Genomic DNA, 12,109 nt, shown 5'->3' with positions numbered 1-12,109 from the left:
TGAAACACTTCTTCCGACCCCGGCCGAATTGTGCCATGCCGGGAAAGAAGGGTGCGCGGTATGAGTACGGCCGTAGACGTCCTGGTGTTCGACGAGCCCCAGGAGCTGAATCCCGCCTTCCGCGCGACGCTGGAGCACATGCCGGCGCTCCATACGATCGGCGAGGCCGACCTCGACCAGGTCGACCCGGCCAACACCGTCGCGCTGATCTTCCTGGACGAGACCCGGCTGCAGGTCGGGCTCAGCCACCTCGTGGACCTCAAGGCGCGCTTGCCGGCGCTGCGGACGCTGGTGGCGTTCCAGGCGCTGAACGCGGCCGACGTCGACGCGCTGCGGGAGGCCGGGGCGGACGCCTTCGTGGCCCGCTCCGCCACGCCGCGGGACCTCTGCAACGCCGTGCTGGCCCTGGCCGAGGGCGCCCCGCGGCTGATCGCCCGGAGCGAGGTCGAGGCGGGCACGGCCCCGTCCGCGGAGCCGGCCGACAGCCTCGGGCTGACGCCGCGCGAGGCCGAAGTCCTGCGCTTCCTCAGCGCCGGCTTCAGCAACAAGGAGGTCGCGCGCCGCCTGATGCTGTCGGTCCGCACGGTGGAGACCCACCGCCTGAACCTGCGCCGCAAGACCCAGACCGGACGGTTGAAGGATCTGGTCTCGCTCGCCCGTCAGCTCGGCCTCGCGCCGGTGCTCGACACCGAGCAGGGCCGTCGCGGGGCCGAATCGGCGCGGGCCAGCACGGGCGAGGGTCCGGCGCGCCATTGAGCGCGCCGCGACCCGGGCGGGCGCGCGTTCAGGCGCGCGCGGCCTCCGCGCCCTTGGCGGCCTTCGCCGCGGGCTTGCGCGGCGTGTTCGCCTTCGCCGCCTTGCCGGCCCGAGCCGTCCGGCGCGCGGCCTTCGCCGTGCCGGTCGAGGGCGCGTCTCCGGCGAGCCGGGTCTGCAGCAGGCTCAGCACCGCCGCCTCCTCCGGGCGCAGGCGGCCGAGATCCTCGACCAGCTCGCTCTCGACCGCGTCCTTCACCTGGAGCAGCAGGGCGCCTTCGAGGTAGCAGTCGATGATCTGCGGGTGGATGTAGCACTTGCGGCAGATGGTCGGCGTGTTGCCGAGCCGGGCCGACACGTTCTCGATCGCCGCGCGGACGTTCTTCTTGGCGCCGGCCTCGCCGTCGAAGGTCTCGAACTCGCGAAGCGCCAGCGCCGCCAGCACCGTGCCGGCCCAGGTGCGGAAGTCCTTCGCCGTGATGTCCTGCCCCGAGATCTCGCGCAGGTACGCGTTGACGTCCGACGAGGTCACGTCGCGCTGCTCGCCGGCCTCGTCGATGTACTGGAACAGCTCCTGGCCCGGCAGGTCCTGGCAGGCCTTGACGATCCTGGCCACGCGCCGGTCCTTCACCGACAGGTTCCAGGTCTTGCCGCTCTTGCCCTTGAAGCGGAAGGTCATCGCCGCGCCCTCGACCGTCACGTGCGGGTCGCGCAGCGTCGTCAGGCCGTAGCTCTTGTTGGCCTTGGCGTAGTCGTCGTTGCCGACGCGGATCAGCGTCGTCTCGAGAAGGTGCACCACGGTGGCGAGCACCTTCTCGCGCGACAGGCCCCTGCGCCGCATGTCCGCGTCGATCCGCGTGCGGATGCCCGGCAGCGCGTCGGCGAAGGCCATGATGTGGCTGAACTTCGTCGAGTCCCGCGCCGCGCGGAAATCGGGATGGTAGCGGTACTGCTTGCGCCCCTTGGCATCGCGCCCGGTGGCCTGGATGTGGCCGTTCTTGCGCGGGCAGATCCACACGTCGGTGTAGGCCGGCGGGATCGCGAGGGACTTGATCCGCTGGACCTGCGCCTTGTCGCGGACGGGCGCGCCCTTGGCGTCGACGAAGCGGAAGCCCTTGGCGGTCTTCTTCCGGGTCAGGCCCGGCATCGTGTCGTCGACGTAGGCGAGCCCGGCTTCGGCGGCCGCGTCGCGCGGGTCGACGACGGTGCCGGCGGTCTCGTCCGAGGACACGAGATCCGATGCCATGAGCGCTGCTCCTCGCTTGCGAAAGCCTGCCCTCAACCGGTCGCCGCGCGGCCGTGTTCCGGCGCCTGCGTATCCGCCGTACATGGATGCGCGCCCGTGTTAGAGGCTCGTGCGATGGACGCCGCCCCTTCCACCCCCGCCGCGCCGATGCGGCGCCTCGCCTTCGTCGTCACCGAGGATTGGTTCTTCGCCTCGCATTTCCTGCCGATGGCGCGGGCGGCGGTGGCGATGGGCCTGTCGGTCGCCGTGGTGACGCGGGTGCGCGACCACCGCGCGGTGGTCGAGGCGACGGGCGCCCGGGTGATCGCTTTGGAGGCGGAGCGCTCCAGCCTCAACCCGATGGCCGCCGGCTACGCCGCGGGGCAGCTCGCCGCGATCCTGAAGGCCTGGAAGCCCGACATCGTCCACTGCATCGCGCTGCGCGGGATCCTGGTCGGCGGCACGTCGGCGGCGATGGCCGGCATCCCGGCGCGCGTCTACGCACTCACCGGCCTCGGGCTGATCGGCGCGCGCGCCGACGCGGCCGGACGCCTCTCGCGGACCGCCCTGCGCCACCTGATCCGCGGGCCGCTGGCCTCGAAGCGCACCCGCTTCCTGTTCGAGAACCCGGACGACGCCGCCGCCCTCGGCCTCGACCCGGCCGACACCGCGGTGACGATCGTCGGCGGCGCCGGCGTCGACCCGGACGCGTTCGTGCCGCTGCCGCTGCCGCCGCATCCGCCGCTCCGGGTCGCGATCGTGGCGCGGATGCTGTGGTCGAAGGGGATCGACGTCGCCGTCGAGGCGGTGCGGCTCGCCCGCGCGCAGGGCGCTGCGGTCGAGCTTGCGCTGCACGGCGCGCCCGATCCCTCGAACCGCCGGGCGATCCCCGAGGCGACGCTGCGCGACTGGTCCCGCGACGGGGTCGCCTGGCTCGGGCCGACGCGGGACGCGGCCGCGGCCTTCGCCGGCGCCCATGTCGGCTGCCTGCCCTCCCGCGGCGGCGAGGGCCTGCCGCGCACCCTGCTGGAGGCCGCCGCCTGCGGCCGGGCGCTGCTCACCACCGACGTGCCGGGCTGCCGCGCCCTGGTGCGCGACGGCATCGAGGGCCTCGTCGTCCCCCCCGGCGACGCGCCGGCTCTGGCCGCCGCCCTGGTCCGGCTCGCGGGCGATCCGGATCGCGTGGCCGCCCTCGGCGCGGCGGCCCGCAGGCGCATCGTCGAGGACGGGTTTTCGGAGCACGCGGTGGCGCAGGCCGTGTGCGGCCTCTATCGCGAGCTGCTCGGGCCATGATCACGCCGGAGAACGCCGCCGCCTTCATCCGCGCGAACACCCGCCTGCTGCCGGTGGCGCATGCGCCGGAGATCGTGCTCCACGTCGCCGACGAGGCGACGGAGCTGTGGCAGAAGACCGAGGACGAGCTCGCCGAGATCGGCCTGCCGCCGCCGTTCTGGGCCTTCGCCTGGGCCGGCGGCCAAGCCCTCGCCCGCTACCTCCTCGACAACCCGGACATCGCCGCCGGCCGGCGCGTGCTCGACTTCGCCTCCGGCTCCGGCCTCGTGGCGATCGCGGCGGCGCGGTCCGGCGCCGCCTCGGTGCTCGCCAGCGACCTCGATGCCTTCGCGATCGCGGCGATCCCGCTGAACGCCGCCGCCAACGGCGTCTCCGGGCGCATCGCCACCTCCTCCGCCGACCTGATCGGCACGGTGCCCGACGTCGACCTCGTGCTCGCCGCCGACATCTTCTACGAGCGCGACCTCGCCGGCGCGGTCGGCGACTGGCTCGGCCGCCTGCACGCGGCCGGCACCACGGTGCTCATCGGCGATCCCGGCCGCAGCTACCTGCCGCGCGCGCGCCTCGAGGCGATCGCCAGCTACGCCGTGCCGGTGACGCGGGCGCTGGAGGATGCCGAGATCAAGCAGAGCCACGTCTGGCGCTTCGTCGCGTGATCGCGCCGCCGAAGCCCGCCGGTGATGGCCAGCTATGCGGATTTCTATCGAAGATAGTATTCGCCTGACCATCCAGTGGTTGTATACGCCGCAACGTCATCGATCGTTTTTCGCTGCCGCAGCATTCGTTCGCGGCGGTATGTATTGCGCGGCTTGGGATCGAACGAATTGTAGGTTGATTAATGTCCGTCGGGCAAAGTTCGCTCCAGGCCACCTGAAGTTTCGGTGGGACATGGACCGGACGATGAACGATCCCAACGCTACGATCACGCTGCCCGCCGGCAGCGCGATCTTCGAGGAAGGCGAGCCCGGAACCGTGGCCTACCTGATCGTCGCCGGACGGGCCGCGATCTTCCTGCGCCGCGACGGCATCGAGCAACCGCTCGTCGAGCGCGGCCCCGGCGAGATCTTCGGCGAGATGGCAATCCTCGATTCGGGCCCGCGCCCCACCTCGGCGCGGGCGATCGAGGACTGCGTCCTCGTCCCGATCTCCGAGGCGCAGATCGAGAATCGCCTCCTGCAGGCGGACCCGATCCTGCGCCTGTGCCTCGGCGTGGTCATGGCCCGCTATCGCGACGCGATCGCGCTGCTGAAGCCGCATGCCCCGGCCGTGACGGCGCGCCCCGTCGCCGTCGAGCCCTCGCCGGCGCTCAAGGCGGATTTCCAGGCCGCGATCTCCGTGGTGATGATGGAGCGCGCCCTGCGCCGGGCGCTCGACCGCAACGAGTTCGAGCTGTTCCTCCAGCCGATCGTGCGGCTCGGCACCGAAACGCTGGCCGGCTTCGAGGCGCTGATCCGCTGGCGCCACCCCGAGCAGGGCCTGGTGCCGCCGATGACGTTCATCCCCGTGGCCGAATCGAGCGGGCTGATCGTCGAGATCACCGAATGGGTCGTCTCCGAGGTCGGCCGGATCATGCCGGAGATCATGATGGCGGCCCTGCAGAACCCGGGCGCCGCCGAAGGGCCGCTGTTCCTCTCGATCAACGTCACCGGTTACGACCTCGCCCGCGCGAGCTTCCCGGCGATGGTCGCCGAGATGCTGCGCTCCACCGGCATCGCCCCCGCGACGCTGAAGCTGGAGATTACCGAGAGCACGGTGATGCGCGATCCCGCGGGCGCCACGGAGGCCCTCAGCGTGTGCCGCGAGGCGGGCATGGGCATCGCCATCGACGATTTCGGCACCGGCTACTCGTCGCTGAGCTACCTGTCGAAGCTGCCGATCACGACCCTGAAGGTGGACCGCGCCTTCGTCCGGGCGATGCTGACCACCCCGTGCAACCGCAAGATCATCCAGACGATCCTCGTGCTCGCCGACGAGCTCGGCATCCCCGTGGTGGCCGAGGGCATCGAGGCGCCGGCCGAGGCGGCGGCGCTCGCCGAGATGGGCTGCGCCTACGGCCAGGGATACCTCTATGGCTGCCCGGTGCCGCTGGCCGACACCCTCGCTCTGATCCGGAACTGGAAGGCCGCCGGCGGCGACGCGCCGCAGATCGCCGCGGCGTGACCGGCCGCGGATGGGCCGAGCTGTCCCGCACGCCCGGCCGATCTCATCGCGACGACCGGCTTCGACCGCGCCGCGCCGGCCGCGACCGGTGCCGCCCCGTGCGGGGATGCGCGTTTTCGCGAAGTTCGGTTAAGGATCCTCCGATAGACCGGTACGGTTGCAAGGCCGCGCCGCGCATCGGCGCTCGGAGGTTGACGGTTTTGGGCGAGGACGATCCCGATCACGACTGGCAGGGTGCCGTCTCGGGCGCAGCCCCCTCGCCGGGCACGCCCCCCGCGGACGCGCAGCCGCCGGCCTGGGAGATCGTCCTGCCGGAGGAGGGCGCGACCGAGGATCTCGGGTTGTTCCTGGCCGAGTTCCTGATGCCGGGCGACCTCGTCGCGCTCTCGGGCGGCCTCGGCGGCGGCAAGACCACGCTGGCGCGCGCGCTGATCCGCGAGCTTGCCGACGATCCGAGCCTCGAGGTCCCGAGCCCGACCTTCACGCTGATCCAGCCCTACGAGGGTCGCCTCGGCGCGATCGTCCATGCCGACCTCTACCGGCTGCGCAGCGCGGACGAACTGGTCGAGCTCGGTTTCGACGAGATGACCGAGGCCGCGATCACGCTGGTCGAGTGGCCCGAGCGGCTTCCGCCGCGCGAGGGGCCGGTCCTGTCGATCGACCTGTCGCTGCGGCCCGAGTTCGGCGAGGGCTCGCGCTTCGCCCGCATCTCCGGCACCGAAGGCATGCGCGCCCGCCTCGACCGGGCGCGCGCGGTCCGCGCCCTTCTCGCCCGCAGCGGCTGGGACGAGGCGACCCGCACCCTGATGCAGGGCGACGCGTCGTCGCGCGCCTACGAGCGCCTGACGCATCCCGACGGCCGCTCGGCGGTGCTGATGATCTCGCCGCCGCGCGCCGACGGGCCGCCGGTGCGCGACGGAAAGCCCTATAGCGCGATCGTCAAGCTCGCCGAGAGCGTCCACGCCTTCGTCGCGATCGACCGGGGCCTGCGGGCGCTCGGCTTCTCGGCGCCGCGCATCTACGGCGAGGACCTCGACACCGGGCTGCTGATCCTCGAGGACCTCGGCACCGAGCCGGTGGTCGACGCCGCCGGCCCGCGGCCCGAGCGCTACGCCGAGGCGACGCGCCTGCTCGCCAAGCTCCACGCGGTCGAGCTGCCGGGCGTGCTGCCGGTGGCGGACGGCATCGACCACGTGATCCCGGCCTACGATGCCGAGGCGCTGTTGTTCGAGACCGAGCTGCTGCCGGACTGGTATGCCCCGGCGCTGCGCGGCGTCACGCTCCCGCCCGAGGCGCGGGACGCGTTCGGCGCGCTCTGGGCCGAGGTGCTGAAGGGCGCCGTGCCCGCCCGCCCGACCTGGACGCTGCGCGACTACCATTCCCCCAACCTGATCTGGCTCCCCGAGCGCGACGGGCTGGAGCGCATCGGCGTGATCGACTTCCAGGACGCGGTGCTCGGCCACCCGGCCTACGACGTCGCCTCGCTGCTGCAGGACGCCCGCGTCGACGCCAACGCCGAGTTCGAGCTCAGATTGCTCGGGCTCTACGCCCGCGAGCGCCGCGCCCGCGATCCGGCCTTCGACGTGCAGGGCTTCGCCACCGCCTACGCCATCCTGGCGGCGCAGCGCGCCACCAAGATCCTCGGCATCTTCGCCCGGCTGAACCTGCGCGACGGAAAGCCGGCCTACCTCGCCCACATCCCGCGGATCGAGGGCTACCTCGCCCGCAACCTCGCCCACCCGGCGCTGGCGTCCCTGCGGGACTGGCACCTGCAGCACCTTCCGGGGTTGCTCGGACGCGCCGAGCCGCCGGCCGAGCCCGCCTGAACCGCCGTCCGACCTCTCCTTCGCGAGCCCCGCGCATGAGCGACACCCCCGCCTCGCCGCCGACCGCGCAAGCCGCGATCACCCGCGCCTTCGTCCTCGCCGCGGGCCTGGGCAAGCGCATGCGCCCGGTCACCGCCACGGTGCCGAAGCCCCTGGTGGAGGTCGCGGGCAAGGCGCTGATCGACCACGCCCTCGACCGGGCGGCGGAGGGCGGGATCGAGACCGCGGTGGTCAACGTCCACTACCTGCCGGACCTGATCGAGGGGCACCTGGCCAAGCGCGTCGGCCTTCCGAAGATCGTCGTGTCCGACGAGCGCGAGACCCTGCTCGAGACCGGCGGCGGCGTGAAGAAGGCGCTCGCCCTGGTCGGCGCGGACCCCTTCGTGGTGTTCAACTCGGATTCGTTCTGGCTGGAGGGCCCGACCCCGAACCTCGCCCGGCTCATCGAGGCCTGGGACGCGGCGCGGATGGACATCCTGCTCCTGGTGGCGCCGACCACCACGAGCCTCGGCTACGAGGGCTCGGGCGACTTCGTCATGGACGCCGACGGCCGGCTGGAGCGGCGCGGCGAGCGCCGGGTGGCCCCCTTCATCTACGCGGGCGTCGCCATCGTGAAGCCGGAGCTGTTCGCCGACACGCCGGACGGCGCGTTCTCGCTCAACCTGCTGTTCGACCGGGCGATCGCGGCGGGCCGCCTGTCCGGGCTGCGGCTCGACGGGCAATGGCTCCACGTCGGCACGCCCGACGCGATCCGCGCCGCCGAGGAGCGCGTGCGGGTGAGCGCGCAGGAGGGGTGAGCCGCGATTCCGTTTGAGGAACGGATGCGGAACCTCTAGATTGCTCGCATCGAGGATGGCCCTGGTCGCTGCGGAGGTCTCGGTGGACGTGAAGGAAGCGGTTTCCAAGGCGAAAGACTACGTCGCCGCGGTCTTCGATGCCGAGCAGCCGACGAACATCGGTCTCGAGGAGATCCGGTTCGACGACGCGCTGAACCAGCGGCTCATCACCGTCAGGTTTTCGCGGCCCTGGGACGCGTCCGAGCCGCTCGTGACCGCTCTCGGGCGCGATCTCGATCCGAAACGATCCTACCAGGTGGTGCACCTCAAGGACGATGACGGCCGCGTCGTCTCCGTCACCAACCGCCGGGTCGAACCTTGAGTGCCGGACGCCTGCTCGTCGACACGAACCTGCTTCTGCTGCTCTTCGTCGGGACCGTCTCCCGATCATACATCGCCGCGCATCGGCGCGCGCGCGTCCACACGATCGACGACTTCGTGCTGCTGAAGCTCCGGATCGGGGATGCGGCGATCTTCGTCGCCACGCCGAACGTCCTTGTCGAGACCGCGTACCTGATCCGACAATTCGACCAGGCCCGCCTGGCTCCGGTTCTCGAGGCGTTCCGTTCCTACGCGGAGGCGGCGTCGGAGACGTATGCGCCGAGCGCGGATGCCGTCGGTTCCGTCGACTTCGACAGGCTGCCCCTCAACGACGTCTCGATCCCGAACGTGCGGGAGCCGGACGTCACCCTGATCACCGACGACCTCCACCTCTACCGCACCAGCGCGATGTCGGGCAGGAAGGTGCTCAACTTCTCGCACGAGCGCGAACGGATCCTCGGTTGACCCAGATCGACCCGACCGACCCACACGCCCACGTCTTCACCATCACCCGCGGCGCGCCGTTCCTGCCGACGCTGGTCGATGCGCTGCTCGACGGGCGCCTCGTCGGCGATCTCGGGCGCGACCCGCTCGCGCTCGCCGCCGTCACGATCTACCTGCCGACGCCGGGCGTGGCGAAGGAGCTGGCCAAGCGCCTGGCGGCGCGGCTGGGCGAGGCGGCCTTGCTGCCGCGGATGATCCCGCTCGGCGAGGCGGACGAGGCCGAGCTGGATCTCGCCGCGATGCCGCTGGTCGCGAACGCCGCCGTCGGCCTCGACCCGGAGATGCAGAAGCTTGAGCGCCGGCTGATCCTCGCCCGGCTGGTGCAGTCCTGGGCGCAGGCGGTCGACCGCTCGCTGCTGCCGATCGACGAGGAGGTGCCGTTCCTGGTGCCGGCCTCGCCCGCCGACGCGGTGGCGCTCGCCGCCGACCTCGAAGGGCTGATGGACGCGCTGACCGTCGAGGGCCTGCCCTGGTCCGAGATCGCGGGTGCCGTCGAGGCCGAGTACTCGCGCTATTTCGGCCTGACCCTCGATTTCGTCCGGATCGCCGCGGAGAACTGGCCGCGGATCCTGGCCGAGCGCGGCCTCACCGATCCGGTCTCGCGGGCGCGCGACCTCGTGCTGGCGGAGGCCGCCCGCCTCACCCGCGAGCGTCCGCGCGACCCGGTGGTGATCGCCGGCTCGACCGGCTCGGTGCCGGCCACCGCCAAGCTCATCGCCGCGGTGGCGGGCCTGCCGCACGGCGCGGTGATGCTCCCCGGCCTCGACCTGGATCTCGACGCGGCCGGCTGGGACGCGATCGAGACCGGCGCAGGCTTCGAGCGCGAGATCGCCCACGGCCACCCGCAGGCCGTGCTGCATCGGCTGCTCGGCCCCGGCTGCCTCGGCGTCGCGCGGGACGCGGTCGTCGACCTCGGCGGCCACGATCCCGAGGTGACCGCCCGCGCCGCGCTGCTGTCGCAGGCCCTGCGCCCGGCCGAGACCACGGATGCCTGGGCGCGCCTCGACGGGACGGCGCGCGAGACCCTCGGCCGGCAGGGTCTGGCGGGGCTCGCCGTCGCCGAGGCGGCCGACGAGCGCGACGAGGCACTGATGGCCGCCGTCGCCCTGCGCGAGGCGCTCGCCGCGCCGGGCCGGACCGCCGCGCTGATCACGCCCGACCGGGCGCTCGCCATGCGGGTCGCCGCCGAGCTCGCCCGCTGGGACATCGTCGCCGAGGACGGCGCCGGTCTCGCTCTCAGCCGCAGCGCGGCGGGCCGGATGGCGCGCCTCTCGGCGGAACTCGCCGTCGACCTCCACCGAGAGCAGGGCGACGCGATCCCGGCGCGGATCATCGCGCTCCTGGCCCATCCGCTGGTCGGCCTCGGCCTCCCGCGCGGCGACGTCGTGCGCGGCGCGGCGGCCCTGGAGATCGGCGTGCTGCGCGGCCCGGCGCCGGCCGGCAGCTTCCAGGGGCTCAAGGATGCGCTCGCCGTCCAACGCGCCGCCCCGCACAGGCACCAGCCCCGGGCCAAGCAGCGCCTCGGCGACCGCGATTGGGACCTGGCGGCGACGATCCTCGATCAGCTCGAGGCCGCGTTCGCACCGCTCGCCGCGTTCGCCGGCCCCTGCGGCGCCGAGGCGGCCGCCTGCGATCTCGTCGAGGCGGCGCGCCTCCATGCCGAGGTGTGCGAGGCGCTGCTGGCGCGGCCGGCGGAGGTGGCCGAGCCGATCGCCGATGCCTCGCTGAACTGCCTCGACACGCTGTTCGACGACGTGCGGAACCTCGTCGGCCACCGCGCCGAGGCCGACGCGGCGCTGCTGCCGGGGAGCTTCGACGACTACCCCGCCTTTCTCACCACGCTCGCCGCCGACCGCACCGTGCCCTGCGCCGGGCCGGCGCCGCATCCGCGCCTGAGCATCCTCGATCCGCTCGGATCGCGCCTGATGCACTACGACCGCGTCGTGCTCGCCGGGCTCGACGAGGGCGTCTGGCCCGGCAAGACCACCACGGATCCCTTCCTCAACCGGCCGATGCGCGAACGCATCGGCCTCAACCCGCCCGAGCGCCAGCTCGGCCAGGCGGCGCACGACTTCGTCCAGGCCCTCGGCTGCCGCGACGCGGTGATCACCCGCGCGGCCAAGCGCGAGGGCTCGCCGACCGTGCCGTCGCGCTTCCTCCAGCGCATCCGCGCCTTCGCCGGTGAGGCGGCCTGGGCGGCCACCCTCGACGCCGGCCGGCGCTTTGCCGGCTATGCGCGCGTGCTCGACACGGCGCCCGCGCAGCCGCGCCTGACCCAGCCGAAGCCCAAGCCCGACCCGGCCCTGTTCCCGCGCAGCCTCAGCGTCACCGAGATCGAGACGCTGGTGCGCGACCCCTACGCCGTCTTCGCCCGCCACGTGCTCGGGCTCGATCCGCTCGAGGCGGTGGCCGAGCGGCCCGGCGCGGGGGACCGCGGCACCATGATCCACGCGATCTTCGGCCGATTCGCCGAGCGCTATCCCGATGCGCTGCCCGATCCCGCAATCGCCTGGGAACGGCTCAACCAGATCGCGGTCGAGGCCTTCGCCGGCACCGCCGACACCTACCCCGAGCTCTACGCCGAGTGGTGGCCGCGCTACGAGCGCATGGCCGCCGTCTACCTTCCCTGGGAGATCGCGCGGCGGGCGACCCTCGCGCGGGTCGAGCCCGAGATCTTCGGACGGTGGGCGATCCCGCTCGGGCCTGAGACCTTCACGCTCCGGGCGCGCGCCGACCGGATCGAGCGCGGGGCGGACGGCGCCTGCATCGTCGACTTCAAGACCGGTGCGCCGCCCTCGGCCCGCGAGATCTTTGCCGGCTTCTCACCGCAGCTCACCCTGGAGGCGGCGATGCTGATGCACGGCGCGTTCGATGGGTTTCCGGCGACGAACGCGACGCCGGACCTGCTCTACGTCCACGCCTCGGGCGGGCGGAAGCCGTTCGTGCCGCTGGCCGTGAAGCCGCCGAAGGGCGATCCGCGCACCGTGGCGGAGATCGTCGAGGAGCACGCCACCCGCCTGAGGGGGCTCGTCGCCCGTTTCATGACCGGGCAGGCCGCCTACACCTCGCGGCCCTACGCGAAGTACGCCAAGTCCTACGGCGACTACGACCACCTCGCCCGCGTCGGCGAATGGTCGCTCGGGGGAGATGGCGAGGGCTGATCCGGTTGCCTCCGGTCGATCGGAGCGGAT

General features: G+C 72.8%; 10 protein-coding genes. 9 read left to right on the top strand and 1 reads right to left on the bottom strand.

Annotated features, from left to right (window positions below; translation table 11 throughout):
* Positions 1 to 60 precede the first annotated feature (60 nt).
* Positions 61 to 756 (top strand): response regulator transcription factor, encoded by a 696-nt coding sequence (locus ACFZ8E_RS23205; protein WP_147727879.1) that lies wholly within the window; start codon positions 61 to 63, stop codon positions 754 to 756.
* A gap of 28 nt (positions 757 to 784) precedes the next feature.
* On the opposite strand, the gene ACFZ8E_RS23200 is transcribed toward ACFZ8E_RS23205, so the two are convergent.
* Positions 785 to 1,999 (bottom strand): DNA topoisomerase IB, encoded by a 1,215-nt coding sequence (locus tag ACFZ8E_RS23200; RefSeq protein WP_243934111.1) that lies wholly within the window; start codon positions 1,997 to 1,999, stop codon positions 785 to 787.
* Between the two features lie 114 nt (positions 2,000 to 2,113).
* On the opposite strand from ACFZ8E_RS23200, the gene ACFZ8E_RS23195 reads away from it, so the two are divergent.
* The 8 genes from ACFZ8E_RS23195 (at position 2,114) to addB (ending at position 12,079) form a co-directional block, all read left to right on the top strand.
* Positions 2,114 to 3,271, top strand: a complete 1,158-nt coding sequence (locus tag ACFZ8E_RS23195) for a glycosyltransferase (protein WP_405043913.1) — start codon at positions 2,114 to 2,116, stop codon at positions 3,269 to 3,271.
* Positions 3,268 to 3,927, top strand: coding sequence for a class I SAM-dependent methyltransferase (locus ACFZ8E_RS23190; protein ID WP_405043912.1), 660 nt, complete (start codon positions 3,268 to 3,270; stop codon positions 3,925 to 3,927). Before ACFZ8E_RS23195 ends, ACFZ8E_RS23190 begins: the two co-directional genes overlap by 4 nt.
* Positions 3,928 to 4,171: 244 nt before the next feature.
* Complete coding sequence (locus tag ACFZ8E_RS23185; RefSeq protein ID WP_405043911.1) at positions 4,172 to 5,431, top strand: EAL domain-containing protein; 1,260 nt, start codon at positions 4,172 to 4,174, stop codon at positions 5,429 to 5,431.
* 200 nt (positions 5,432 to 5,631) lie between these two features.
* Positions 5,632 to 7,257 (top strand): tRNA (adenosine(37)-N6)-threonylcarbamoyltransferase complex ATPase subunit type 1 TsaE, encoded by a 1,626-nt coding sequence (tsaE, locus tag ACFZ8E_RS23180; RefSeq protein WP_405043910.1) that lies wholly within the window; start codon positions 5,632 to 5,634, stop codon positions 7,255 to 7,257.
* Positions 7,258 to 7,292: 35 nt separating this feature from the next.
* Complete coding sequence (locus ACFZ8E_RS23175; protein WP_147729627.1) at positions 7,293 to 8,054, top strand: nucleotidyltransferase family protein; 762 nt, start codon at positions 7,293 to 7,295, stop codon at positions 8,052 to 8,054.
* A 40-nt stretch (positions 8,055 to 8,094) separates the two neighbouring features.
* Positions 8,095 to 8,415 (top strand): hypothetical protein, encoded by a 321-nt coding sequence (locus ACFZ8E_RS23170; protein ID WP_243932598.1) that lies wholly within the window; start codon positions 8,095 to 8,097, stop codon positions 8,413 to 8,415.
* Entirely contained in the window at positions 8,412 to 8,879 is a 468-nt protein-coding gene (locus ACFZ8E_RS23165) for a hypothetical protein (protein ID WP_405043909.1), read from the top strand. Before ACFZ8E_RS23170 ends, ACFZ8E_RS23165 begins: the two co-directional genes overlap by 4 nt.
* The gene (addB, locus tag ACFZ8E_RS23160; protein ID WP_405043908.1) at positions 8,876 to 12,079 is read left to right on the top strand and encodes a double-strand break repair protein AddB; all 3,204 of its coding nucleotides are present in this window, start codon (positions 8,876 to 8,878) and stop codon (positions 12,077 to 12,079) included. Before ACFZ8E_RS23165 ends, addB begins: the two co-directional genes overlap by 4 nt.
* Positions 12,080 to 12,109 lie beyond the last annotated feature (30 nt).

It is taken from the genome of Methylobacterium sp. HMF5984, from assembly GCF_045033435.1.
In the GTDB taxonomy this organism is placed as follows: domain Bacteria; phylum Pseudomonadota; class Alphaproteobacteria; order Rhizobiales; family Beijerinckiaceae; genus Methylobacterium.
This window is presented reverse-complemented; position numbering and strand designations above follow the sequence as displayed.

What these genes read in the sequence shown, in the direction of transcription:
- ACFZ8E_RS23185 (WP_405043911.1), top strand. Translation starts at nt 4,172, where the DNA reads ATGAACGATCCCAACGCTACGATCACGCTGCCCGCCGGCAGCGCGATC.
- ACFZ8E_RS23200 (WP_243934111.1), bottom strand. Translation starts at nt 1,999, where the DNA reads ATGGCATCGGATCTCGTGTCCTCGGACGAGACCGCCGGCACCGTCGTC.
- ACFZ8E_RS23195 (WP_405043913.1), top strand. Translation starts at nt 2,114, where the DNA reads ATGGACGCCGCCCCTTCCACCCCCGCCGCGCCGATGCGGCGCCTCGCC.
- ACFZ8E_RS23205 (WP_147727879.1), top strand. Translation starts at nt 61, where the DNA reads ATGAGTACGGCCGTAGACGTCCTGGTGTTCGACGAGCCCCAGGAGCTG.
- ACFZ8E_RS23175 (WP_147729627.1), top strand. Translation starts at nt 7,293, where the DNA reads ATGAGCGACACCCCCGCCTCGCCGCCGACCGCGCAAGCCGCGATCACC.
- ACFZ8E_RS23190 (WP_405043912.1), top strand. Translation starts at nt 3,268, where the DNA reads ATGATCACGCCGGAGAACGCCGCCGCCTTCATCCGCGCGAACACCCGC.